The organism is Pantoea phosphatilytica, from assembly GCF_051025615.1.
GTDB lineage: Bacteria > Pseudomonadota > Gammaproteobacteria > Enterobacterales > Enterobacteriaceae > Pantoea.
Window position 1 is genome coordinate 852737 of sequence record NZ_JBPFDF010000001.1, and the last position, 25484, is coordinate 878220.

Here is a 25484-nt window from a genome sequence, read left to right on the forward strand (position 1 = left end):
CCACATTTAAATGAAAACCTCTATAGTTGCCAAACTGGAAGCACTGCAGGAGCGCCACGAAGAAGTGGAAGCGATGCTGGGCGATGCTGGCGTGATCGCCGATCAGGAGCGTTTCCGTGCGCTGTCACGCGAATATGCGCAGCTGACCGACGTGAGCCGTTGTTTCCGCGACTGGCAGCAGGTGCAGGACGATATCGACACCGCGCAGCAGATGCTGGATGACCCGGAAATGCGCGACATGGCGCAGGAAGAGTTACAGGAAGCGCGCGAGAAGAGCGACGCGCTCGAGCAACAATTGCAGGTTCTGCTGCTGCCGAAAGATCCCGATGATGAGCGCGCCTGTTTTGTCGAAGTGCGCGCCGGAACCGGTGGTGATGAAGCCGCCATTTTTGCCGGCGATCTGTTCCGTATGTACAGCCGCTATGCGGAAGCGCGTCGCTGGCGTGTGGAAATCGTCAGCGCCAATGAAGGCGAGCATGGCGGCTACAAAGAGGTGATTGCCCGTATTACTGGTGACGGTGCCTATGGCCGCATGAAGTTTGAGTCGGGCGGACACCGCGTGCAGCGCGTGCCGGAAACCGAATCTCAGGGCCGTATCCACACCTCCGCCTGTACCGTCGCTGTAATGCCAGAGATCCCGGAAGCGGAACTGCCCGAGATTAACGCCGGGGATCTGAAAATCGATACCTTCCGCTCATCCGGTGCGGGCGGTCAGCACGTTAACACCACCGATTCCGCGATCCGTATTACCCACCTGCCAACCGGCATCGTGGTGGAGTGTCAGGATGAACGTTCCCAGCATAAAAACAAAGCCAAAGCGCTGGCGGTGCTGGGTTCGCGTATTCACGCCGCAGAGATGGCCCGTCGTCAGGCTGCCGAAGCCAGCACCCGCCGCAACCTGTTAGGCAGCGGCGACCGTTCCGACCGTATCCGTACCTATAACTTCCCGCAGGGCCGCGTTACCGATCACCGCATCAACCTGACCATCTACCGTCTGGATGAAGTGATGGAAGGTAAGATTGACAGCCTGATTGAGCCGATCGTGCAGGAGTACCAGGCGGATCAGCTGGCGGCGCTGGCTGGTCAGGATTGATGGATATTCGTCACTGGCTGAAACAGGCCGTCGCCACGCTCTGCGGTGGTGACAGCCCTAAGCGTGACGCAGAGATCCTGTTAGGCTTTGTGACCGGTAAGTCCCGCAGCTGGTTAATCGCCTTTGATGAAACGGTGCTCAGCGAAGCGCAGCTCGCGCAGCTGGAGAGCCTGCTGGCGCGTCGTGCACGGGGTGAGCCGGTAGCGCATCTGGTGGGTGAGCGCGAGTTCTGGTCGCTGCCCCTGCGGGTCAATGACGCCACGCTGATCCCGCGTCCCGATACGGAGCTGCTGGTGGAAGAGGCGCTGCGCCATCTGCCCGCAACCCCGGCGACGATTCTGGATATGGGCACCGGTACCGGCGCGATTGCGCTGGCGCTGGCCAGCGAGCGGCCCGACTGTCAGGTAACCGGCGTTGACCGGATCCCGGCCGCGGTTGAGCTGGCAGAGAGCAACGCGCAGCATCTGAGCCTGAGCAATACCCGCTTCCTGCTCAGCCACTGGTTTCGGGCGCTGCCACCGCAGCGGTTTACCCTCATTGTCAGTAACCCCCCCTACATTGACGCCAGCGATGTTCATCTGGAGCAGGGCGATGTGCGATTTGAACCGCGCAGCGCGCTGGTGGCGGAGGAGGCGGGACTGGCGGATCTGCGCACGCTCATTGAACAGGCGCCCGACTGGCTGCTGCCGGGCGGCTGGCTGCTGCTGGAACATGGCTGGCAGCAGGGCGAGGCGGTGGCTGCGCTGATGCGACAGACCGGCTATCACGCCGTTGAAACCCTCCAGGATTACGGCGGCAATCCGCGCGTGACCCTGGGGCAGTTCCCTCCGTCACTGCGCTCTGAAAAGGATTGATAATGGCCGCTTTTTATCCTCTGATTAAAAATCTGCACCTGGCGACGGTGTGGATCACCGTGACGCTGTTCCTGCTGCGTTTTTACTGGCTGCGGCAGGGGTCGGCGATGCTGACCCGCCGCTGGGTGCGCATTCTGCCGCACGCCAATGACACGCTGCTGCTGGTGACCGGCGTCCTGCTGGTGCTGATAACGCACTTCTATCCCTTCACACCGCAAGGAAGCTGGCTGACGGAGAAGCTTTTAGCGGTTATCATCTACATCGCCTTAGGATTTGTGGCATTGAGTCGCCGTCCACGTACTGATCGCACCCGATGGATCGCTTTTCTGATCGCCTTAATCGCCCTGGTGACCATCATTACGCTGGCGCTGACCAAAATGCCGTTATGGGGATAGCATGACCTCGACCGACCAATTAGATTTCAGCCAGACACCGCTGTGTGAAGCGGTGATTGGCGCCACGCTTGCCATCCGGTCCGATTTTCCGGCGCTGTCGGTGGAAGCACAACTTGCGGCATTAGTGGCCGAAGCCCGTGACTACGTCAGCCATACCGAAGATGCCGACCTGCAGCTCGAAAAGCTGCTGGAGCTCTTTTATCGTCAGTGGGGATTTGGCGGTGCCAGCGGCGTCTACAATCTCTCCGATGCACTCTGGATCGACAATGTGCTGAAGACCCGTCAGGGCACGGCGGTCTCACTCGGCGTTATTCTGCTGCATATCGCCGCTGAGCTGGATTTGCCGCTGATGCCGGTGATCTTCCCGACGCAGTTGATTCTGCGCGCCGACTGGATCGATGGCGATAAGTGGATGATTAATCCGTTTAATGGTGAAACGCTCGACCGGCATACGCTGGAAGTGTGGCTCAAGGGCAACATCAGCCCGACAGCGCGCCTGTATGACGACGATCTCGACGAAGCCAAAACCGTCACCGTAATGCGCAAAATGCTCGACACGCTGAAAGCGGCGCTGATGGAAGAGAAGAAGATGGAGCTGGCGCTGAACGTCAGTCAGGTGCTGCTGCGCATCGATCCTGACGATCCCTACGAAATCCGCGATCGCGGTTTGATCTACGCGCAGCTGGAGTGCGAACATATCGCTCTGAATGATTTAAACTACTTCGTTGAGCAGTGTCCTGAAGACCCGGTCAGCGAGATGATCAAAGTTCAGATTCACGCAATCGAACAAAAACAGGTCACGCTGCACTAAGCGGACCCCCAGAAAAGGAAAGGGCATGACACAGAAAGTCGTGAGTATTGGCGAGATCAACGTAGCAAACGATCTGCCATTTGTGCTGTTTGGCGGAATGAACGTGCTGGAGTCGCGCGACCTGGCAATGCGCATCTGCGAACATTACGTCACCGTCACCAGTAAACTCGGTATTCCTTACGTTTTCAAAGCCTCTTTTGACAAGGCGAACCGCTCCTCAATTCACTCTTACCGTGGCCCGGGCCTGGAAGCGGGAATGAAGATTTTCCAGGAGCTGAAGCAGACCTTCGGCGTAAAAATTATCACCGACGTACATGAAGCTGCGCAGGCGCAGCCGGTTTCTGAGGTGGTGGATGTGATCCAGCTGCCTGCCTTCCTGGCGCGTCAGACCGATCTGGTGGAAGCGATGGCGAAGACCGGCGCGGTTATCAACGTCAAGAAGCCGCAGTTTGTCAGCCCTGGCCAGATGGGTAACATCGTGGACAAGTTCGCTGAAGGCGGCAACGAGAAAGTGATCCTGTGCGACCGCGGCAGCAACTTCGGTTACGACAATCTGGTTGTCGATATGCTCGGCTTCAACGTGATGAAGAAAGTCACCAAAAACAGCCCGGTGATTTTCGACGTGACCCACGCGCTGCAGACCCGCGATCCCTTTGGCGCGGCATCAGGCGGTCGTCGCGCGCAGGTGGCTGAGCTGGCGCGTGCCGGTATGGCCGTTGGCATCGCTGGCCTGTTTATCGAAGCGCATCCGGACCCGGACCACGCCTTGTGCGACGGCCCGTCCGCGCTGCCGCTGGATAAGCTGGAGCCGTTCCTGGTGCAGATGAAAGCGATTGACGATCTGGTCAAGAGCTTCGCAGAACTCGATACCAGCAAGTAAGCGTTGCGGTAAAAAAAAAGAGCGAGAAATCGCTCTTTTTTTTCGTCTGTCGCCGGCTGGCTCTAGAGCATGATGGTCATCAGATAACCGATAAACAGCGCCAGATGCGCGGCGCCGTTCAGCACATTGGTGCGGCCGGTGGAGAAAGAGATCTGACAGAGGATCAGCGACGCCATCATGATCACCATCTGCGGCGGCTCCAGCCCGAAGATAAGCTCCTGCCCGGTCAGCGTCGCGATGATGGTCACCGCCGGAACGGTCAACGAGATGGTCGCCAGCACCGAGCCGAAGAAGAGGTTCATCGCACGCTGCACCTGATTCATCAGCACGGCCTTGATTGCTCCCAGTCCCTCTGGTGAGAGGATCAGCAGCGCTACCAGGAAGCCGGTGAACTGCGCCGGGGCATTCATCTCGGTCAGCAGGTTTTCCAGCGTATTGGCATTCATTTTGGTCACGGTAATGACCGCAATCAGATGAACGATCAGCCAGACGGTGTGCCAGAGGCTGCTGTGTGCGGAAGGCTTGCCATGATGCGGATCGCCGTCATCGCTCTCATCTTCATGCTCGTAAACAAACAGGCTCTGATGGGTTTTGGTCTGGATCAGCAGGAAGACGCCATACATTGCCGCAGAAATGGCGGCAATCAGCAGCGCCTGCGTGATAGAGAAGTTGCCGCCCGGCAGCGCATTGGGAAACACCAGCACTAAGATCGCCAGCGGGAAGATCGCAATCAGATACTGTTTGACCCCCGCCAGATTCACGTACTGCGTCGCAAATTTATTACCGCCCAGCAGCAGCGCGAAGCCTACCAGCCCGCCGGTCACAATCATCACGATTGAATAAAGGGTGTCGCGCATCAGTCCGGGCGCAGCGTCACCGGTCGCCATCAGCGCCGAGATCAGACTCACTTCCAGGATCACCACGGAGAGACTCAGGATCAGGGAGCCATAGGGTTCACCGAGCCGGTGCGCCAGAACGTCTGCATGACGCACCACGCTGAATGCGCTGCTCAGAATGGCAATCAGCGCCACAATGTTGATGCCGACCACGACAGGGAATGAGGTGTCAGCACCAAAGAAATAGAGTATTCCCAGCGTGATAAGGGGCAATATCAGCGAGAACTCCTTGTGACGTGTTTTTTCATGTGAAGGCATTCACCATCCTCTCTGGTTAATGATTATCCGGACACAGCGGATGCTGCTGTTAAAAATATAATCAGTTTCAGGGTAGTCCGCAGTTTAACTTTTCACCGCCCCGAACGGGAGAAATTTACTACTTTTTACTTAAGCAGCATAACAGCATAAAGGGGGATTAACCTGATGTTATCTCAATTATTGCGAGGATAATCAGCAGAGAACCACTTTGACTTTCTCAACAATCCGCCATTAAAACCCGCAGAAAACCCGTTCTGATAGTGAGTTGTCCGGGCTAAAGCGCATTTTTCTGCTTAAGTGACGATAAATCGGGGTTTGCAATCTGCCGGGCCTGCGCCAGGCTTAGCAGGAATCCATGACACAGGAGCCGATATGCCTTACTCAAACCGCAGCGAGTTACCCGACAGCGTTCAGCACGTTCTGCCCGCCCACGCTCAGGATATCTATCAGCAGGCCTTTAACAGTGCCTGGGACCAGTACAAAGAGGCGGAGGATCGTCGCGGCGACGACTCACGGGAGGAGGTGGCCCACAAGGTAGCCTGGTCCGCCGTGAAAAAAGAGTATGAAAAAGGGGACGATGATAAGTGGCACCGCAAAACCTAATTGGCCGCTAGCCTCAAAACCGTAAAGGGCCAGGCATATCTGGCCCTTTTTTACGTCTGCGCTATCAGGATTATCTGGTTTTTTTTAACCTGCGACCGGAATCACGCTTGAAACCCCGCGCGGAAATAGATTACTGTCGATTAATGAACGAAACGCAGTGCCGTTTTGGAGATCATGCTACAGGAGCTTTTCGCAGGACGCCGTTGAAGTTGAGGAGGTCGCATTGCTTACCCGGGAATTTCTATTAAAAGCGGATTGTAAAACGTCGTTCGGGGATATTGAAGAGACGCTGCTCTGGAGTTGCGAGCAGCGTGCGGCCTCACTGGCAGCCACCCTGGCCTGTCGTCCCGATCACAGCCCGGTATGGATCTTTGGTTACGGCTCGCTGATGTGGAATCCGATTTTCGAAGCGGATGAAGTAGCCTCCGGCTCACTGGAGGGCTGGCATCGGGCGTTCTGCCTGCGGCTGATTGCTGGTCGCGGTACCGCCGCGCATCCTGGCCGGATGCTGGCGCTGAAGCAGGGCGGACGCACCACGGGCCTGGCGTTCCGGCTGCCGGAAGCGCGGCTGCAGGAAGAGCTGATGCTGCTGTGGAAACGCGAAATGATCACCGGCTGCTATCTGCCAACGTGGTGTGAGCTGCAACTTGATGATGGACGCAGCGTGACGGCGCTGACCTTTATTATGGACCCGCGCCATCCACTTTATGAATCGGACTCCTGCCCGGAGGCGGTTGCGCCCCTGATTGCGGCGGCCAGCGGCCCGCTGGGCACGAATGCGCAGTATCTGTTTGCGCTGGAAGAGGAGCTGAGCCGACGCGGTGTGCAGGAGGAGAGTCTGAGCCGGCTGGCGCAGCAGGTGCGGATGCTGCAGCAGGCCTGGCCGAAGCAGGCCTGAGCAGGGGGGCGCGACAGGGTCGCGCCCTTTTTCGATCCCGCAATCAGTTACCCGGATTAATCAGCCAGGTGCCGGGCTTATCAATCGTCAGGGACTGGGTATGCGTCTGACTGCCATTGCTGACATCGATCCTGTACTGTCCCGCCGCCAGATTCAGCGCCGCGAATCCGCTGCTGCCAGGTTTCACCTCGACCGGCTGCCCGTTCAGCGCCACGCTCTCGCCGCTGGCAAGTTTAAGATAGACAGTGGCCAGCGCCGCTGGCACGGCCGCCGCCTGGGGGGCGGCTGGCGGCGTCTGCGCTGCGGCCGGGCGGCTGTTCACCTGCTCCGGTGCGGCGGCAGGGCGGTTAGCCAGCCAGACAGTGATGCCCACCGCCAGCAACGCGACGGCGGCCAGCGCCAGTAATCCCGGTGACAGCCGGCGCACCGCGCGCGGCGTCACCGGCTCCGCCGATGCAGAGGCCGGATTCATCGCCATTACAACCGGTGCCGTGACCTCAGCGGGCTCTTCAGCCGGCAGTACAGGCGGCTCGCCCGGCACCGGGAAACTGTTTACCACCGCCTCGACATCGCTGACGGGCAGGTCGGTGAGGGCGGCAAAGGCATCAATGGTCTGCGGGCGATCGCCAGGTTTCATCGCCAGCGCACAGTCGATGGCATGCAGCAGCGGCAGGGAGTAGCCCTCGGGCTGGCGCTCTGTCAGCGGCTGATAGTTATCTTCAATGCAGCGCACCACGCTCACCGGCGGAGGGTTGCCGGTAATCAGGCTATGCAGCACCGCGCCCAGGGCGTAGATGTCGGTCCAGGGCCCCTGTTCGACCTCCCCCTCTTCGCTGTACTGCTCAATCGGCGCAAAGCCGGGTTTGAGCATGATCTCCGTTTCATCGGAGAGGTTGCCAATTTCTTTGCGCGCCGAGCCGAAATCGAGCAGCACCGGCAGCTGGTTCTCCTGAATCTGGATATTGTCGAGCGAGATATCGCGATGCAGATAGCCCGCCTGATGGATAGTACTGATGGCACCCAGCAGGGGCGGCAGCAGGCGACGGATCCAGGCTTCCGGGATCGACGCCGGGCTGGTGAGCTGCCACTCTTTCAGCGTCATCCCGCTGTAATAGAGCGTGCCCATATAGGCGGTGCCGTTCTGCTCCCAGAAGCGCAGCACATGCAGCAAGCCGGGATGGTTAAAGCGGGCCAGCAGCCGGGCCTCCTGTATAAAACTGTTCAGTCCGGCATTAAACAGCTTCTGGAAACGCTCACCGCGCAGCTCCAGCGTTAAGTCGGCGGCACGGACCGCCAGTGAAACCGGCATGTACTCTTTGATGGCAATCGTGCGTTCGAGCTGGTGATCCCAGGCACGATAGACGATGCCAAAGCCGCCGCCGCCGATCACTTCTTTGATCTCAAATTCGTTAAAACGGTATCCGTCAGGCAGGGCATTCGGAACGGTTTTCGGATTATCATTTGCCGACATAGTGAACTCTCTGTACACGGCCTGCTCGCCAGGCTGCGCGGTAATTAATTGATGTTACGCCAGGCACCGATAGCGGGATCGGCCAGATCCGCGTGCAGGGTGTCGATAAGTAACACATTCACTTTTTGCTGTGGCATGAAATAGGGCGCCCACTGGCTGCGCAACGTATCGACTCGTGACTTCACAGCGTCAGCATCCTGCTGCGCAGCATTCTTATCCATTTTGATCAACAGGGCACCGTTGAAGCGCCACACATGTTGCCGGGTATCAAAGGGCAGGACCAGCCAGCTGTCAGCCGCGTCTGCGCGCGTGACGATCATGCGCTGGTTGTTCGCAGCAATGACCTCCAGCTTGCTGTCCGGAATGTTCAGGCTGGCGATGGGATAGCCCTGATAGAAGGTCACGGCCACCGGTGTCGTCTGTTCCGGGGTTGCCAGCATCAGCTCACTTTTACCCTCTGCCCAGCCATCCGGTGAGCACTGCTGCTTACTGACGTCCGGTATAAACAGGGTGCGGGCATTTTCATCCCAGGCAGTACGGAAATGGCAGCCGCTGGGAAGATCAAAATGTTGCAGCGGCGTGCTGTCCGCGGGCCGTGACAGATCGAGCGGCGCGGCGTTGGTGGCGCTGGCGCTGGCGGTGGCATCGGCCATCACGATAGGCCGCCAGTTCTGCAGTTTGCTGGCGCTGCCGCTGGCCAGCACGCCGCCTTCTTTGTTGGTCATCTGCCAGGGCAGTTCATCCAGTAAGCCACACTGATTCGCCAGCAGGGTACCGACGCGGGGTAAAAAGGTGGTCAGCACCGATGAATCCTTGCTTTTGCCGGAGACGATGCGCAGGGGCAGCGTCTCTTTACACCAGTCATCAGGCGCTTTGCTCACCACGTTGTCGATATAAACCTCCAGCGCCAGGCTGGGGGAGTAGACGACACGATAATTTTCAGCCTGGGCGTGAAAGGCAATCAGCAGAGTCATGATGCCGGGCAACCACAGTTTCATAAGGATCCTTGGAATCAAAATCGAGGCGGCAGGAAGCGCGCCGAATCAGCCAGTGAATAGAGCAGGGTGGCCTCTTCCGGCTCACCAATCCAGACCGCCAGGGCGCTGAGATTGTCTTTTTTTACACTGCGGCTTACCGCCTGTTCCATCAGAGCCAGCCACTCTTCACAGGCATTGACCATGCGCAGCGCCTGCTCCATCTCACCGCTGGTCAGGTTCAGCCAGAAACCATCGGTGCAGACCAGAAAAGCATCACCATCCTCAAGGGCAATCTCCTGCGAGAAGCTCACTAAGCGAGGCGGCTCAGCGCCGAGCGCATTATAAAGTAAATTACTGTTAATGCCGGTATTTTCATAGCCCGCTTCTTTCAGCTGCTGCGCCAGGCTGTGGTCACGGGTGACCTCATGCAGCACGCCACGCCGGAAGTGATAAACCCGGCTATCACCGGCATGCGCCCACCATGCCCGCTGTTTTTCGCGGTCAATAAACAGGGCCGCCAGCGTGGTGCTCATACGCGAATATTTCGGATTTTTACCCTGTTCCTCATGCAGCGCGACGCGGCAATATTCAATCGCCTGACGGGTGCGTTCCGGCGTAAACGCCTCACACGCCTGCAACTGGCTCAGCAGGGTGTCACGCACCAGTTGCGCTGCTCTCTCACCGCCGGGCAGACCGGCCACGCCATCGCAGACCACGAAACAGGCTTTACGCTCATCCAGCTCGGCGCCTGTGCGATCCTGATTCTCATCACGCAGCCCCTGCTGGCAGCGGCTGGCAAAAACGATCTTCATGCTTCATCCACCCGCGTCTGAGAGTCTTTATACTGATTGACCTCCATGTCATAGGCATGAAGAAAGGCTTCGCCAAACAGCGTGTGGAAATCGTCCTCGATCTCGCCAGCGGTTCGCTGATAATTACGGATAAAATAGTCCCACATTGCCGCCTTTTTAACGGTGGAGAAGGGCAGTTTTGACACCACGCCATCGGCGCGCGCCTGCTCCTCCAGCCGCTGTGGATTAAAGGATTGCAGCATCGCCGCGATAATGGCGCGGATACCGGCAATCATGCCCAGCTGGTGGGCCTGCAAATCGACCAGCGCATCGCGCACCGCCTGTTCCGGCGGCATAAAGCCAGGCATCTGGCTCTGATACATCTGCATCAGTACCGTTTTGCCGGAGGGCAGGATCTTGAACGGGTTATTTGCCTCGTTCAGGATCATCGTCATGTCCGCTTTGACGCCGCGCTTGAGGATGGATCGCGACGAGAGCAGCGCCACGGTGCCCTGCGAGAAGAGGCTTAACATCCGGCCCGTGATGCGCATCTGCTCTTCATCCACCGGCGTGGCGTGGCCGTTGCTTAGCCCCATTCCATCCAGCAGGGCTGCGATGAGTCTGTCCTGGTCTGCAGGCTGCGTCGTCAGCGCCCTGCGCGGCTCACTGGCCTGCGGATCGATCGCCAGCCGGGCGTCGGTGTGGCGTTCATGGCGCGAAGGTGGCGTCTCGCTGACCAGCAGCGACGCCTCGACCTCATGATGTTCGTGGATGCCCAGGGGATTGGCTGGCTCGGCGCTGTCACCGGCAAACAGCGCCAGGGGATCGCTCTGTGTGTCCTGGCAGGCGGGATCACGCACCTCCAGGGCATAGTCGCCTATCCGCAGCGCATCGCCATGTTTCAGCACGACCTGCATCCCGCGCCCCAGCGTCAGGCCGTTGTGTTCCACCGGCGTGACGCTGCCCTGATTGGTCAGGCGGCACTCGCCATCATGGGAGAGGTGAACCAGCGCCTGCAGCCGCGAAATTGCGCGTGTTTCATCCGGCAGCACCAGATCGTTGTCCTGACTGCGGCCAATGGTGCCGCCAGGGGGCTGAAACGCGACGCTTCTGACCGGAACATCCGTAGTGCATTGCACAATGGTAAATTGCATGAGTTATCCCAGATTAGACGGCAAACGCATCCGGCCTCACTCGAACATCGGAGGATAGAGGCCATTACGCCCCGGCTGTGAACCTGCAGCCGGGTTAAACAGTAACGAAAACAGTTGCGCTGTGAGGTTGCCGCTATGCTTGTGGGTCGCATGGGCAAAACCATCACTGCGGTTACTCCACCAGTAGCTCATATGCTGCTGTGGATCGAAACGTTCAGCCACTTCACGCCAGCTCAGCGTACAGGGCAGATCCTGAAAACCAATCACATCCATGATCTCGGACGGCTTCCGCGCGGGCACCATCAGCGGCGGCAGGGCCTGGATCTGCTGTTCCAGTTGCTCACCATTCAGTGGCGTCTGCACCGCCTGCAACAGCGTCGCGCCCAGGTCCTGAAACCAGTCGCCGGAGATGGTCAGCTGGGCAGGATGCCACTGCGCCAGCGAAAAACTGTGCAGCGCCAGCAGCGGCCAGGCGCGCCCGACGCGGTCACAGGAGGGCAGTAAGCAGCCCATCTGTATCTGCGGCCGGGTCGCGGTCACCGGCAGAACAAAGTTCCACACCGGCGCGTGAAGAAAGTCCGCGCTGAAGGACCAGGCCTGCTGATGCCAGTGGATCAATCCCTGCTGAAACCAGTGATTCCACGGGCCGATCTGCTGCTCGCTCAGCCGGCGATGCAGAAAGTCACCGGTTGACGGCAGCTTGCCATACCAGCCGGGGGCCGTGTAAACCGCCATATTCACCTCACCATGACCCGTTGTGCGGGTTTGACTGCGGCGCCGGATGCGCGGGCGACACTGCCAGCACCGCTCCGTTCTGACCCGCAATGTTCAGATTTTCAGCCAGCTTGCGCATCATCAGGGCATTATCCCGCGCATAAGGCGACGACTGTATCTGCTGATCCAGCAGCTGGCTCAGATGCCAGTCGAGCTGTTGCAGGTCGCGGGCGCTGACCGTATCGGGCAGGCTTCGCTGTAAATTCTGCAGCAGCCAGGCCCGCAAAAACTCGCCATCATAATTGCGTGGCTGATAGAGCATCTGATAGGCGCGCAGCGCATTACGGCTGTAGGCATTATCGTCACCCGGATCGTTGCGCAGGATGTTTGTAATCTGCTGAGCGACACGGGGCAGCAGCAGAGACTTAAGCGCATTTTGATAAAGCACCCATGCGGCATCGCTGACCTGGCTGCCGCGATATAAGCCGGCCCGCATAGTAAGCGGCGGATTATCGAGAGAAAAACGTTCCGACAGCGGCAGCTTCACCAGGTTATTCAGAAAGGGTAGCAGATCAAAAATATTATCAGCAGGCTGATGAATCACCTGCTGACTCTGTGTGCGGATCGCCGGTATTCGCGCGGCGACCTGCTGCAGATAGTGCTGGTTCTGATAGTAGCTGAGGCTCCAGAGACCCGTGGCAATCAACAGAGCACCCGCCAGCACGCCATAGCCTATCCAGTGGAAGAGCTGATTACGGTACTCCCAGCGGCGGTTGCTGCCCGCCAGACCGCTCTCTTTGAAAATCAGATTGCTGAGCAGGTCACGAATAAAGAAGCTCTGGCCTTTGTTGCCAGGGATCGGGCTGTTGCGGTTCACGCTGTCCCAGGCGGCGATCGAGTGTTCCCCTGCCTGACGGAGTTGCAGTTTGCGGCTCAGTTCCCCCATGACCCGATCAAATGGCAGACCTTCCTGGGTGCCACTGGTGAAGAAGAGGCCACGCGGGCTCCAGGCAACCGCATCCTGATGATCAGAGAAGACGATATCCAGGTATTCGTTCAGCAGCGGACGCAGCGAGGCGAACTCCTGCGGAAAGAGAAAGCACTCAGCACGCTCGTTAAGGTCGCGTTCCTGCGTCATTTGCTCCGCCAGCTGCTCCTGAAGCTGCTGTTCCAGCCGCTGGAACTGCTGACCAAAATGGCGATGCCAGTCATCTTTGTGTGGCTTAGCCGGTTCCCGGTTAAAGGTGAATCCCCAGATTGCGTCACGTCGTGCCTTATCAATCGCGCCGAAATAGCTCATGAAGCCTTTAAGCAAATCGGTTTTGGTTACCATCACATACACCGGGAAGTGAATGCCGGTCTGCTGATGCAGTTCCGCCATGCGCTCACGCAGCGCGCTGGCCTGGGCGAAGCGGGCTTCGGCAGAGTCACTCAGCAGGTCGGCCACGCTGATGGTCATGATGACGCCGTTAATCGGCTGGCGGGTACGGTAACGTTTGAGCAGGTTGATGAAGGTGTGCCACTCCGCCGCATCGCGCACGCGCTGGCTCTCCTGCAGCGCATAGCGACCGGCGGTGTCGATCAGGACCGCACTGTCCGTAAACCACCAGTCACAGTTACGGGTGCCGCCGACGCCGCGGATGGCCGTTTTGCCCAGCGTGTCGGTCAGCGGGAAGTCGAGCCCGGCGTTAAACAGCGCGGTCGTCTTGCCGGCACCCGGCGCACCCATGACCAGATACCAGGGCAGCTGATAGAGATAACTGGCGTTGATGCGCGACAGCAGGCTGCCGCTGTGACGACGGCCAAACTGGGTGCGCTTAAGCTGTAACACCGCTTCGCTGAAGCGCTGATTGAGTCGTTCTTCTGTGATCTGACGTTCTGCCGGATCGTCGTTGCCGCTTACTTCGAGCTGCGTCAGCAGGCGGCTGTTGAACCAGGCACGGTAGAGTGACGGAATCAGCTGGAACAGGATCCAGAGAAAGTAGAGAACGCTTACGGTAAGCTGGCGCGGCAGCACCGATTCCAGCGGGCGTGATTCGCCCCATGACCAGAAGGGTCCGAGCATCCAGACCAGGCAGCTCAGCGCCGTGACGCCAATAAAGCTCCACAGCAGACGATGCGTGAGCAGCAAACGGAGAGAAGCGCGCATTTATTGTGCTCCTTGATGATTACTGAGCGTTTCAGGCGCGGCAAACAGGGTGATTTCAACGCGGCGGTTACGTGTACGGTTTTCACTGCTGTCGTTAGGCAGGAGCGGATCGCTGTCGCCACGGCCCTCAGATCGCACCGTATGGCCGTCAGCCAGCTGAAGCTGCAGTAACTGGGTGATAGCGCGGGCCCGGGCAAAAGAAAATTCGTAACTGGAGGCAAAGCGGCTGTTATCCACCGGATGATCGTCGGTAAAGACCGAGACCAGAATGGTGCCTTTCACATCTTTCATGGCCGCGGAGACGCGGGCGATCAGCGCGCGGCCAACCGGGTTGATCACGGTGCCCTGTTCGGCAAAGAGTTTGTCCGCCGGGATGATCACTTTGCTGCCAAAGGCGCCGTCGCTGACTTCGAGCTGTCCGGCGGCAATGACATCGTTCAGGCGCTGGCGCAGATCGAGCAGTGCCTGCGGAGAAGAGGGACGGCGACCTGCAGTGATCTGCGGAAGCGGCATCTGATAGAGCGTGCGCAGCAGCGGTTCGGCAGCGTTGCCGAGTCGCCAGTTGAGGCCGCTGTAGATCAGGCAGCCGATTAGCGCGACCAGCATAGCGCAGGCCCAGAGCGGCACCATCGGGCGGGCGAGGGTGCTGACCAGCGGATGCACCTCCACCAGCGGTGGTTGCGGCGTCTGGCGCTGAGCACGCGTCTCATCAATCAGGATTTTCAGGCGTTTGCGGATGCCTTCGCACTGGATGCGGCCATTTTCACTGCCGCGATAACGGCCTTCATAGCCCAGCAGCAGGCAGTACTGCACTACCTCCAGCAGCCAGAGGTGCTGTTGCGGGCTTTGTGAAATGCGTGAGAGCAGCTGGAAGAATTTTTCGCCGCCCCAGCTTTCGTTGTGAAAGGTGACCAGCATGCCGTTGCCTGACCAGACGCCACGCGTGCCCCAGGGGGTTTGTGCCGCCGCTTCATCCAGCGCGCTACAGATGCAGTAACGTGCGCCGATAATCATTTCAAACGGCAGCCCGGCCTGTTTGCAGCGTTGTTCAAACTGGCGGATTTCATCGATCAGCGACTGGCGCAGCCCTGCAGGGTCGTCATGCGTGGCTGCCTGACGAATCTGCACCACCGCGTTCAGCAGTGGCGCGGCAGCCTGCAGTAAGAGATTCTCATTGCCTGAGGGAGGCGCTTCACGCGCCGGAGATTCCACAGTCATTAATTCGTGATCTTCCAGCCAATGGCAAATCCCTGTACCCGCAGACCGGGACAGTGCTGCGGGCAATATGCGCCGGATTTCATAATCAGTCTAAGATCCAGGTCGCGGTATCGTTCGTCCGACAGGCTTTGCTGGCGCCGCCCACGGCGACACAGACTTGTTTCGCTTTGCGCGGACGGGGGCGATCGCTCTGCAGGGTGGCATCGTAGCGGCTACTTTCCACGCCCGCTTTTAACGGAACATAACCAATTAACGGGCCATCGGCCTGGTCAGCAATCGCCAGCCAGTTGTGTTCGACGTTACCTAATACTTCAAAAGGTTTACCCGTTTCGAGATAGCGGACGACTTTGCCGCCGTAGTCAGGCGAGGTCATGACGGAGGCGCCATAGAGTGCGCGCCAGGTCTGGTTGACCGGTTCGAATTCCGTCGGTGCCGCGACAGCGTGTCGATGGACCAGTTTGACGCCGTTAATTTCGCTGGTGACCAGCGTATCATCTGTAACGGGCGGCGGCGGGGCCTTACAGCCTGCCAGGGTAAGCACCGCCAGCAGCGTTAACGCAAGACTCTTTTTCACCATGTTCCTCGTGATCTCATCAAAGTATCTGCATATTGCCAGGCCCGATGCAGGAGACGCTGTTTATCGCGCCGCATCGTGCCGAAATTCTGTAAAAGAAAAAGGTCAGATTACATCAGGATAGTAACGCGATTAGTCTACCTAAGACTTTTGAGAATTCAAACCATTGCACCTGTTGTGAATGCGTGATAGCGGGCACTTTGGCGGCGGGTTTCGGGGTAAGAAAAGCGCCAGCGAATGCGATAGTTAAAGCGAACTGAATGATCGCAGGGACAAACTTGTTCTTAACAGTGTTATGCATTCTGACATGCAATGGATTCAATTGGAAACTATTAAGATTTTCTAATAACTTTCTGGTGAAAAATTTTATCGATTTGAGTTATGAATCTCATAAAAATCAGAATTTACGCGCCTGTTCTGGCCCCCTGTTTTCCAGATAACGGCACGTCTTTTGCTTTAACGGCGTTTTAATGGCGGGGTGAGGTGGATGGGTGAGGCGCGGGCGGGAAGCGCGGTTAAGTGCGCGGAAAGCGCGGCGCATCGTGCAGAAAAGACCCGCCTGATCGCAAAGGAGTCCCGCCTCCCTGCGGATCGGGCTCGCCATCCCTGGCTCGCACGCTGTGCTCTTCAGGCGGGCCTTTCCTGCCCGCTCGGCGACGGTGCGGAGTTTTGCCGGTTGCGAGTTTGGGGGCGTGCGGTTAAGTGAGCGGTGAGCGCGGGAAGCGCGGTGCGTCGTGCCGGAAAGACCCGCCTGATCGCAAAGGAGTCCCGCTTCCCTGCGGATCGGGCTCGCCATCCCTGGCTCGCACGCTGTGCTTTTCAGGCGGGCCTTTCCTGCCCGCGTGGCGGCGGTGAGGAGTTTTGCCGGTTGCGGCTTTGGGGGTGTACAGTTTTCGCTTCCGCCCCGATCGCCGGTTACTACATTGCCCGCTTCAGCGGCAGAGGTGCCACCAGCACCTTCACGCCCAGTGCTTCAAACGCTTTTACCTGTGCGGCACTGATGCCGCTGTCGGTGATCAGGTAGTGGATGTTGCTCCAGTCACACGGCATCGCAAACATGGAAACCTTGTCGATTTTGCTGGAGTCCGCGACCACATAAACCGTACTGGCGGAGTTGATCATCGCCAGTTTAACCTTGATGTCGGTTTCACTCGGAAAGCTCAGCCCCAGGCGCGGTGAGATGCAGGCCGTGGCCAGAAAGAGTTTTTCGGCCAGCACATTTTCGAAGAAGCTGGCGGCTTTTTCACCGGAGGTGGAAAGCGTCGGGAATTTAAAGGTGCCGCCGGTCAGCAGGATATTGATCCCCGGCTCGCCGCCCAGTTTCAGGGCGATATTGACCGCCGTCGTGACCACAGAGAGGCGGCGGATATGGCTGATGGCATCCGTGATCGCCGTGGTGGTGGTGCCGGAATCAAAAATCACCGTATCACCATTTTCGATATGCTGCGCCGCCAGCCGGCCAATCGCCTCTTTCTCTTCCAGATGCGTCTGCCGCTCCAGCAGCATCGCGCCGGTGTTCTGCTTACCCGTCATCAGCGTTGCACCACCGTGGTAGCGCTGCACAAAGCCCTGTTTTTGCAGCATACGCAGGTCGCTGCGTAACGTCGCTTCGGTCAGCCCGAAGGTTTCCGTCAGCGCCTTGACCGTCACCGTGCCATCTTCACGGATCATCTCCAGGATTTTCTCGCGGCGTTGCTGCATATCAGCGAACTGCTCACTTTTGCTTTTCAATCGAAATGCTCCCTTTTCCAATCATCTGTCGGGTCGGGCAAATAACCTCTACGGAGCTGAGTTTAACGCGCCGTTTTTGCGAATGCGAGATGGCCGGAGAGGGCTTTCATTTTCGAACGAAAATAAAAAACAGTCAGGCTATTGAATCTCTCACGCTTTTCTGATTGCAGGCGGCAGACTTTATTTGCTTACTGGAAGCCAGATCACGTCTTTTCAACCAGATAAGCCGGGCAGGAAAGCAGATGGTCGAAATTTGATCTGCCCCACACAACGTTTCTTTTCGATAGCATATATTTTTGTTCGAAAATGATTGAATCACTGGCGGCAGCAAAAATCTGAGGGAGAGAGTGGGATGAGTGGTGAATATGACGTAAACCTGCGCTACGGCGTGGATACCGCAATGAATCTGGCCGACAAAGTCGCGGTCGTGACCGGCGGGCTGGGCGGCATCGCCATGGCGACGAATGGGATGCTGCTGGAGAAGGGCGCGCGTCTCGCACTGCTCTATCCGCCGTTTGAGGCGGAGAAGGTCGCCAGCCTGCAGGCGGAATTCGACGCCGGACAGGTGCAGTTTATTTGCTGCGACGTCACCGATCCCGCGTCAGTGGAGGCGGCATTCGAGGCGGTGATTTCTCACTATGGACGCATCGACATACTGGTGAACTGTGCGGGCTACGTGATGCTGCAGCCGGTCGTAGAGACCGATTTTGCCGAGTGGCAGAAGCAGATTGCCGTCAATCTTACCGGCCCGTTTCTCTGTTCGCAGGCGGCGGCGCGGCTGATGATCCGGGCGGGCGCGGGCGGCAAAATCATTAATATCGCCTCGCAGGCGGCCTCTATCGCGATTGATAACCACGTCGCTTACACCTCTGCCAAGGCGGGCCTGCTGGGCATGACCAAAGTGATGGCCAAAGAGTTTGCGCCGCACCGGATCAACGTGAATACCCTGTCGCCTACCGTCGTGCTGACACCGATGGGCGAGAAAGCCTGGCGCGGCGAGAAGGGGGAGCAGATGAAAAAACTGATCCCGCTGGGTCGCTTTGCCTACACCGATGAGATCGCCGCCGCCGTACTGTTTTTCGCCAGCAACGGCAGCGACATGATCACCGGCGCGGATTTAATGATCGATGGTGGCTTTACCATCTGGTAAGGCCGACTCAACACCCGGGAACCCATACCCTGCCATAACGATAAGAGAGAACATCATGAAAAACCGTACCCTGCTGTGTAGTGCCGTGACTGCCTGTCTGCTGTCTCAGGCGGCGTTTGCCGCTGAAAAGGGCACCATTATGATTCTGGTTAACTCCCTCGATAACCCTTATTACGCCTCTGAAGCCAAAGGCGCCAACCTCAAAGCGCAGGAGCTGGGCTACAAAACTACGGTGCTGTCGCACGGCGAAGATGTAAAAAAACAGAGTGAACTGATCGACGCGGCCATCGGTAAGAAAGTGCAGGGTATCGTGCTGGACAACGCCGACTCCACCGCCAGCGTTGCGGCGATTAAAAAGGCGAAAGATGCCGGTATTCCGGTGGTGCTGATCAACCGTGAAATCCCGGTAGATGATGTGGCGCTGGCGCAGATCACCCACAACAACTTCCAGGCAGGCTCTGATGTGGCTAACGTCTTTGTGGAGAAGATGGGTGAAAAGGGTAAGTACGCCGAACTCGCCTGTAACCTGGCAGACAATAACTGTGTAACCCGCTCGAAGTCATTCCACCAGGTGCTGGATCAGTACCCGGACATGCAGAGCGTGGCGCGTCAGGATGCCAAAGGCACCCTGATCGACGGCAAGCGCATCATGGACAGCATCCTGCAGGCGCACCCGGACGTCAAAGGGGTGATCTGCGGCAATGGCCCGGTTGCGCTGGGCGCGATTGCGGCGCTGAAAGCCGCTGGCCGGAATGACGTTATCGTAGTGGGCATCGATGGCAGCAATGATGAGCGCGATGCGGTTAAAGCGGGCACGCTGAAAGCTACGGTTATGCTGCAGGCGCAGGCCATCGCCGCCGAAGGGGTGACCGATCTCGATAATTTCATCCAGAAGGGCGTGAAGCCGGAAAAACAGCGGGTGATGTTCCGCGGCATTCTGATTACCCCGGAAAACGCCAAAGGCGTACAGGACTTCAACTATAAGTCGTAATTAACCGCTGTCGCGCCTGCGCAAGCGGGCGCCAGGGAGAAGAAGATGTCCCGAAGAGTCTGGCTGTCGCTGGTGGTCATGCTGTTAAGCGGCTGCAAAATTGTGTCGCAGCAGGAGCTGGCTGACCTGAAAAACCCCCCCAATCCGAAAATGGCTGACATCGACCAGCTCTGGCAACAGAAGCTGGTGCCGCAGATTCAGGCGGAGGCCCGGCCATTGGCGACGCTGATGACGTCGCTGAAGTCTGCCAAAGATTTTGACACCGCCTGTCAGCAGTATGGCTATCGCAGTCAAGCGGAGAATCCCTGTGTGTTCAGCGTCTCGGTGCAGGGTGACGTGACGGCCCTCAACACCACGTCACGCAGCGGAAAGATGACCGTGAAGGATGAATCAGGTGACAGTGTCACTATTCAGACCGGCCCGATCATTCGCGGTACGGCGTTGCGGGATGCTTATCGGGGCGCAAGCTATCAGGATTTCAACGATCAGGTGCTGTTTGGCGACTATGGCAAGGCCATTAATCAGCATGCCTCCGGCCTGATGCAGCAGTTCGCGCCCAAAGTGGGCGACAAGGTAAAGGTCACGGGTGTGTTCAGCAGCTGGGACATTCCGCAGCAGCTGCCGGATATCACGCCGGCCGCGATCACCCGGCAATAAGGAGCGGCAGATGCAGAGTTCTCAACCGCAGCACGCTGATGATGTGATTATCGAAACGCGCAATGTGTCGCGTCTCTATCCCGGCGTCACGGCGCTCGATCAGGTCAATTACCGGGTCTACCGCAACAAAGTGAATGTCCTGATCGGGGAGAACGGCGCGGGTAAATCCACCATGATGAAGATGCTGGCCGGGGTGGAGACGCCCTCGTCCGGCGAGATCCTGCTGGATGGCAGGGTGGTGTCGCTGAACTCCACCCATCAGGCGGAAAAGCACGGGATCAGCATTATTTTTCAGGAGCTGAACCTGTTTCCCAACATGAACGTGATGGACAACATTTTTATCGCCAACGAATTCTTTCAGCGCGGCGTGATCAATGAAAAGTATCAGTACGCGCTGGCGAAGTCGCTGCTGGAGCGGCTGCAGCTGGATGTCGATCCCTATGCACAGCTGGGCGAGCTGGGTATTGGTCATCAGCAGCTGGTAGAGATCGCCCGGGCGCTGTCGAAGGATACCCGGGTGCTGATCATGGATGAGCCTACCAGCGCCCTGAGTCAGTCAGAAGTCAAAGTGCTGTTCAGCGTCATCGACCAGCTGAAACGGCGCGGCGTCACCATCATCTACATCTCTCACCGGCTGGAAGAGCTGATGGAGATTGGCGATCACATCACCATTTTTCGCGACGGCCGCTTTATCAGCGAGCGCGAAGTGCGCGACGCCAGCGTGCCGTGGATCATCGCCCGGATGGTGGGCGACAAGAAAAAGCAGTTCGACTATCAGCCTGCACCCCAGGGCGAAACGGTGCTGGAGGTCGAGGGCCTGACCGCGCTGCACCAGAACGGGGGCTACAAACTCAACGATGTCACCTTCACGCTGCGCAAGGGGGAGGTGATTGGCATCTATGGCCTGCTGGGGGCCGGACGCACCGAGCTGTTCAAGGGACTGATTGGGCTGATGCCCTGTCAGTCGGGGCAGGTCCGGCTGGCGGGCAGCGATCTGGCAAAGCGCAACTTTCAGCAGCGCCTGAAAAGCGGGCTTGCGCTGGTGCCCGAAGATCGCAAGGGCGAAGGGGTGATTGAGCTGATGTCGATCACCGCCAACATGACGCTTTCCGACTTCAGCCTGCGCGGGTTTCGCCGGGCGCTGGGGCGGCTGCATCCGGGCCGGGAGCAGCAGCGGGTCAGCGAAATGATTGGTCATCTGGCGATCAAGGTCAGCGATCCCGAACTGCCCGTGACGTCGCTGAGCGGCGGTAACCAGCAGAAGGTGGTGCTGGGTAAGGCGCTGATGACCGGGCCACAGGTGGTTCTGCTGGATGAACCGACGCGCGGGATCGACGTCGGCGCGAAAACCGATGTCTATCACCTGATCGGGAATCTGGCGCAGCAGGGGCTGGCAGTGATGTTCTCCTCCTCCGAGCTGGATGAGGTGATGGCGCTGGCGGACCGTATTCTGGTCATGGCGGATGGCCGGATTACGGCCGATCTGCCACGAGCAGCAGCGACGCGGGAACAGCTGATCGCCGCCTCTACCCCACAGGATTAAGAGCCTGTCTCATGAGGCTATTTTATTTGTCAGTCTGCGCCAGGGCCGTGTTCACCCTCCTCACGTACTGCCTGTACGTCGGGTTGCGGTGCGCGGTGCCTGCCCGGACTGTCTGCAACCACTATGCCTGGTGGGCCAGGCACTACGCTGGCCGGAGAATGTCATGAATCAACAATATCTGCTCTATATGTATCTGCTCAAGGCACGCACCTTTATTGCGTTGCTGATTGTGGTCGCCTTTTTCAGCGTGATGGTGCCGAACTTTCTGACCCCTTCGAACCTGCTGATTATGACGCAGCATGTGGCGATCACCGGCCTGCTGGCGATTGGGATGACGCTGGTGATCCTGACCGGTGGCATCGATCTTTCGGTCGGCGCGGTCGCCGGGATCTGCGGCATGGTCGCGGGTGCGCTGCTGACCAACGGCATTCCGCTGTGGGGCGGCAACACGCTGTTCCTCAACGTGCCCGAGGTGATTCTGGTGGTGGCGATCTTTGGCGTGCTGGTGGGGCTGGTTAACGGCACCGTGATCACCCGACTGGGCGTGGCCCCCTTTATCTGTACGCTGGGCATGATGTATGTGGCGCGTGGCGCGGCCCTGCTGTTCAACGATGGCGGCACCTACGCTAACCTGGTCGGACTGCCGGCGCTGGGCAACACCGGTTTTGCCGTACTGGGCTCCGGTACTCTCCTGGGCGTCTATCTGCCGATCTGGCTGATGCTCGGCTTTCTGCTGCTCGGTCTCTATCTGACGCGCAAAACCCCGCTGGGACGCTATATCTATGCCATCGGCGGCAACGAGTCCGCCGCGCGGCTGGCAGGCGTGCCGATTATCAAGGTGAAGATCTTTGTCTACGCCTTCTCCGGCCTCTGTGCAGGCCTGGTCGGGCTGGTGGTCGCCTCTCAGCTTCAGACCGCGCACCCGATGACTGGCAACATGTTTGAGATGGACGCCATTGGTGCCACCGTTCTGGGCGGCACGGCGCTGGCGGGCGGCCGCGGGCGGGTTTCAGGCTCGATCATTGGTGCGTTCGTTATCGTCTTCCTGGCGGATGGCATGGTGATGATGGGTGTCAGCGACTTCTGGCAGATGGTGATTAAAGGTCTGGTGATCGTGACAGCGGTGGTGATCGACCAGTTCCAGCAGCGTCTGCAAAGCAAAGTGGTGCTGTTGCGTCGCCATGAAAAAAAGCAGCAGGCGGTTTCCCTCACTGATGTCCGTCACAGTTAACAGGAGCGATTATGAGCCACGAACAACCTGAAAAAATCGTCGTGATCACCGGCGCCTGCCGGGGCATCGGAGCCGGCATTGCGGCGCGCTTCGCCCGCGACGGGGCGAAGCTGGTGATGGTCTCGAATGATGACCGGGTCTTCAGCACCGCCGACCAGCTTCAGCAGCACTATGGCAGTGAGATACTGGCCCTGCAGGTCGATGTCACCGATGAAACCGCCGTGCAGCAGCTCTATCAGCAGGCGTTTGCGCGCTTTGGCCGGATCGACGTGTCGATACAGAATGCCGGGGTGATCACTATCGATCGCTTTGACACGATGCCGAAAAGCGATTTCGAGCGCATCCTGGCAGTGAATACCACGGGGGTCTGGCTCTGCTGCCGTGAGGCGGCGAAGTATATGGTGCAGCAGCGCAGCGGCAGCCTGATCAACACCTCCTCCGGCCAGGGGCGGCAGGGCTTTATCTACACGCCGCACTACGCCGCCAGCAAGATGGGTGTGATCGGGATTACCCAGAGTCTGGCGCTGGAGCTGGCACCGTGGAACATCACGGTCAACGCCTTCTGTCCGGGCATCATTGAGAGTGAGATGTGGGACTATAACGATCGCGTCTGGGGCGAGATCCTCAGCAGCGGGGAGAAAACCTATGGCAAAGGGGAGCTGATGGCTGAGTGGGTTAATAACATCCCGCTGAAACGAGCCGGTCAGCCGGAGGATGTCGCCGGGCTGGTCGCATTTCTGGCCTCCGATGACGCACGCTACATCACCGGCCAGACAATCAACGTCGATGGCGGGTTAATCTTCTCCTGATCCGCTGTATCCCCAGCAGGCCTGCCCGTGGGCAGGCTTTTTTTTTGCCAGACTTTTCTGGTATATGCACAAAATGGCGCGGCTGTCCTGCATCACCATCACAATATGTTAAGGTAATAGTCAATGTTTTTGACTTTTTATCGCAGCTACAGACAGATCAATGTGCCGGGTGACATGATACGGAAAACAGGGGTTTACGCTTTTATTGCGCTGTCGCTGACTGCCACGCAGAGCGTCCGCGCGATACAGACTGAAACGCGGGTGTCAGAGACACCCTTCGATGATCCTGCGCGCTACAGTGCGTCGCTGCCGACGCTGGGCAGCGTGAGCGATCAGGATGAAGAGTGGAGTAAAAAGCTGGCCGCCGTTGCCAAAAGTATCGGCGAGGCGAGCAACAACAGCGACAGCGATGTCACGTTTGGCCAGCAGGCGGGCGTCTGGGCGTTCAATCATCTGCGCGATGAAGTGGCCGGGCGGATCGAGAGCGAAGGGCAGTCGCTGCTTTCCCCTTACGGAACGGCGCAGCTGGATCTTAACGTGGACATGGACGGCAACTTCACCGGCACCGGCGGCGATCTCTTCAGCGCCCTGGCCGATGAGAACAGCCTGCTGACCTTCAGCCAGCTGGGTCTGCACGATACCGAGAACGGGCTGGTGGGCAGTGCGGGTCTGGGGCAGCGCTGGGAAGCCGGCAACTGGCTGCTGGGCTACAACGGGTTTGTCGATCGGATCTTCAGCAGTGGTCTGCAGCGGGCCTCGGTGGGAACGGAGGCCTGGAGCGACGCGATGCGGCTTTCGGCTAACTACTATCAGCCGCTTTCCGGCTGGAAAAACCTCAGCAGTTCACAGCAGCAGCGCATGGCGCGCGGCTATGACATTACCAGCCAGAGTTACCTGCCTTTCTATCGCCAGCTGGGCATGTCGGTCAGCTATCAGCAATATCTGGGGGATAATGTCGATCTGTTTAACAGCGGCAACCGCTATCACAATCCTTCCGCCATGTCGTTCGGCCTCTCTTACACGCCGGTGCCGCTGGTGACGCTCTCCGCGACCCACAAAACCAGCAGCGCCGGTGAAAGCCAGGACCAGCTGGGGCTGAAACTTAACTACCGGTTCGGCGTGGCGCTGAGCCGTCAGCTCGATGCCGCGAACGTCGCCGAAGCGCACTCGCTGCGTGGCAGCCGCTACGATACCGTCACCCGCAACACGACGCCGGTGCTCGCCTTCCGCCAGCGTAAAACCCTGTCAGTCTTCCTGGCGACGCCGCCCTGGCAGTTAAGCAGCGGCGAGAGCCTGCCGCTGAAGTTACAGGTGCGCGCCAGCAACGCCATCAAAGCCGTCAGCTGGCAGGGCGACACCCAGGCGCTGAGCCTGACGCCACCGGCGAATAACGCCGATCCGCACGGCTGGAGTGTGATCCTGCCGCAGTGGGATCCGTCGCCGGACGCCAGCAACGAATATCGCCTGTCGGTGACGCTGGAGGACAGTAAGCAGCAGCGGGTCACCTCAAACTGGATCACGCTGAAGATCGAGCCACCGATGCCGATGGATGCGTCGCCGCAGAGCGATCGCTTTGATTTGATGGCCCCCGCCGGCGCCGCTCTGTAGAGGGTGACGCAGTGCGGAGAGGCGCAAA

24 protein-coding genes are annotated in these 25484 nt (G+C 58.7%); 14 read left to right on the forward strand and 10 right to left on the reverse strand.

The features are described 5' to 3' along the window. Positions 1-10: 10 nt before the first annotated feature. From prfA to kdsA, 5 genes are read left to right on the forward strand one after another with little or no spacing between them, the layout of a single operon-like run. Positions 11-1093, forward strand: coding sequence for a peptide chain release factor 1 (prfA, locus tag ACR6AS_RS04320; RefSeq protein WP_293769736.1), 1083 nt, complete (start codon positions 11-13; stop codon positions 1091-1093). Continuing rightward, positions 1093-1947 carry a peptide chain release factor N(5)-glutamine methyltransferase gene (gene prmC / locus ACR6AS_RS04325; RefSeq protein ID WP_293769739.1) on the forward strand — a complete coding sequence of 285 codons (855 nt, stop codon included), beginning with the start codon at positions 1093-1095 and terminating at the stop codon, positions 1945-1947. Before prfA ends, prmC begins: the two co-directional genes overlap by 1 nt. Positions 1948-1949: 2 nt before the next feature. Next, on the forward strand, positions 1950-2342 hold the full coding sequence (locus tag ACR6AS_RS04330; RefSeq protein WP_111140250.1) for a SirB2 family protein: 393 nt from the start codon (positions 1950-1952) through the stop codon (positions 2340-2342). A gap of 1 nt (position 2343) precedes the next feature. After that, entirely contained in the window at positions 2344-3153 is an 810-nt protein-coding gene (gene sirB1, locus ACR6AS_RS04335; RefSeq protein ID WP_111140249.1) for an invasion regulator SirB1, read from the forward strand. A gap of 25 nt (positions 3154-3178) precedes the next feature. Beyond that, positions 3179-4033 (forward strand): 3-deoxy-8-phosphooctulonate synthase, encoded by an 855-nt coding sequence (gene kdsA, locus ACR6AS_RS04340; RefSeq protein ID WP_111140248.1) that lies wholly within the window; start codon positions 3179-3181, stop codon positions 4031-4033. Positions 4034-4095: 62 nt separating this feature from the next. On the opposite strand, the gene chaA is transcribed toward kdsA, so the two are convergent. Continuing rightward, entirely contained in the window at positions 4096-5187 is a 1092-nt protein-coding gene (gene chaA / locus ACR6AS_RS04345) for a sodium-potassium/proton antiporter ChaA (protein ID WP_111140247.1), read from the reverse strand. A gap of 372 nt (positions 5188-5559) precedes the next feature. Between chaA and chaB the strand changes: the two genes are divergently transcribed. Beyond that, positions 5560-5790 carry a putative cation transport regulator ChaB gene (chaB, locus tag ACR6AS_RS04350; protein WP_111140246.1) on the forward strand — a complete coding sequence of 77 codons (231 nt, stop codon included), beginning with the start codon at positions 5560-5562 and terminating at the stop codon, positions 5788-5790. Positions 5791-6013: 223 nt separating this feature from the next. Next, positions 6014-6688, forward strand: coding sequence for a gamma-glutamylcyclotransferase (locus tag ACR6AS_RS04355; RefSeq protein WP_199560012.1), 675 nt, complete (start codon positions 6014-6016; stop codon positions 6686-6688). 43 nt (positions 6689-6731) lie between these two features. Here the strand turns inward: ACR6AS_RS04355 and ACR6AS_RS04360 are convergent, their stop codons facing one another. The 9 genes from ACR6AS_RS04360 to ACR6AS_RS04400 all read right to left on the reverse strand — a co-directional run bounded on the left by ACR6AS_RS04360 (position 6732) and on the right by ACR6AS_RS04400 (position 17467). Beyond that, positions 6732-8159: a serine/threonine protein kinase gene (locus tag ACR6AS_RS04360; RefSeq protein ID WP_111140244.1), complete on the reverse strand. Its 1428-nt coding sequence runs from the start codon at positions 8157-8159 to the stop codon at positions 6732-6734. A gap of 44 nt (positions 8160-8203) precedes the next feature. Then, a complete protein-coding gene (locus ACR6AS_RS04365; RefSeq protein ID WP_293769755.1) occupies positions 8204-9157 on the reverse strand; it encodes a hypothetical protein in 954 nt (317 codons plus the stop codon). 14 nt (positions 9158-9171) lie between these two features. Next, on the reverse strand, positions 9172-9948 hold the full coding sequence (locus tag ACR6AS_RS04370) for a PP2C family protein-serine/threonine phosphatase (RefSeq protein WP_293769758.1): 777 nt from the start codon (positions 9946-9948) through the stop codon (positions 9172-9174). Next, entirely contained in the window at positions 9945-11081 is a 1137-nt protein-coding gene (gene tagH, locus ACR6AS_RS04375) for a type VI secretion system-associated FHA domain protein TagH (protein WP_111140241.1), read from the reverse strand. Before tagH ends, ACR6AS_RS04370 begins: the two co-directional genes overlap by 4 nt. Before the next feature lie 36 nt (positions 11082-11117). Then, positions 11118-11816, reverse strand: a complete 699-nt coding sequence (tagF, locus tag ACR6AS_RS04380) for a type VI secretion system-associated protein TagF (RefSeq protein WP_111140240.1) — start codon at positions 11814-11816, stop codon at positions 11118-11120. A 7-nt stretch (positions 11817-11823) separates the two neighbouring features. Continuing rightward, positions 11824-13944: a type VI secretion system membrane subunit TssM gene (tssM, locus tag ACR6AS_RS04385; RefSeq protein ID WP_111140239.1), complete on the reverse strand. Its 2121-nt coding sequence runs from the start codon at positions 13942-13944 to the stop codon at positions 11824-11826. Then, positions 13945-15162 (reverse strand): type IVB secretion system protein IcmH/DotU, encoded by a 1218-nt coding sequence (gene icmH, locus ACR6AS_RS04390; RefSeq protein WP_111140238.1) that lies wholly within the window; start codon positions 15160-15162, stop codon positions 13945-13947. It abuts the gene before it with no gap. Between the two features lie 85 nt (positions 15163-15247). Continuing rightward, positions 15248-15739: an SH3 domain-containing protein gene (locus ACR6AS_RS04395; protein ID WP_199560011.1), complete on the reverse strand. Its 492-nt coding sequence runs from the start codon at positions 15737-15739 to the stop codon at positions 15248-15250. A 915-nt stretch (positions 15740-16654) separates the two neighbouring features. Further along, complete coding sequence (locus ACR6AS_RS04400; RefSeq protein ID WP_293769773.1) at positions 16655-17467, reverse strand: DeoR/GlpR family DNA-binding transcription regulator; 813 nt, start codon at positions 17465-17467, stop codon at positions 16655-16657. A 352-nt stretch (positions 17468-17819) separates the two neighbouring features. Here ACR6AS_RS04400 and ACR6AS_RS04405 point away from each other — a divergent pair, with 352 nt between their 5' ends. The 7 genes from ACR6AS_RS04405 to ACR6AS_RS04435 all read left to right on the forward strand — a co-directional run bounded on the left by ACR6AS_RS04405 (position 17820) and on the right by ACR6AS_RS04435 (position 25456). After that, positions 17820-18617, forward strand: a complete 798-nt coding sequence (locus ACR6AS_RS04405) for a GolD/DthD family dehydrogenase (RefSeq protein WP_288478464.1) — start codon at positions 17820-17822, stop codon at positions 18615-18617. Positions 18618-18672: 55 nt separating this feature from the next. Beyond that, a complete protein-coding gene (locus tag ACR6AS_RS04410; protein ID WP_111140234.1) occupies positions 18673-19608 on the forward strand; it encodes a D-ribose ABC transporter substrate-binding protein in 936 nt (311 codons plus the stop codon). A gap of 45 nt (positions 19609-19653) precedes the next feature. After that, the gene (locus ACR6AS_RS04415) at positions 19654-20265 is read left to right on the forward strand and encodes a DUF2291 family protein (protein ID WP_111140233.1); all 612 of its coding nucleotides are present in this window, start codon (positions 19654-19656) and stop codon (positions 20263-20265) included. Positions 20266-20275: 10 nt separating this feature from the next. Beyond that, positions 20276-21808 carry a sugar ABC transporter ATP-binding protein gene (locus tag ACR6AS_RS04420; RefSeq protein ID WP_111140232.1) on the forward strand — a complete coding sequence of 511 codons (1533 nt, stop codon included), beginning with the start codon at positions 20276-20278 and terminating at the stop codon, positions 21806-21808. A gap of 163 nt (positions 21809-21971) precedes the next feature. Then, positions 21972-23039, forward strand: coding sequence for an ABC transporter permease (locus ACR6AS_RS04425; protein WP_293769780.1), 1068 nt, complete (start codon positions 21972-21974; stop codon positions 23037-23039). An 11-nt stretch (positions 23040-23050) separates the two neighbouring features. Continuing rightward, entirely contained in the window at positions 23051-23848 is a 798-nt protein-coding gene (locus ACR6AS_RS04430) for an SDR family oxidoreductase (protein ID WP_111140230.1), read from the forward strand. Between the two features lie 174 nt (positions 23849-24022). Further along, complete coding sequence (locus ACR6AS_RS04435) at positions 24023-25456, forward strand: YchO/YchP family invasin (RefSeq protein ID WP_293770259.1); 1434 nt, start codon at positions 24023-24025, stop codon at positions 25454-25456. The last annotated feature ends 28 nt before the right edge of the window (positions 25457-25484 follow it).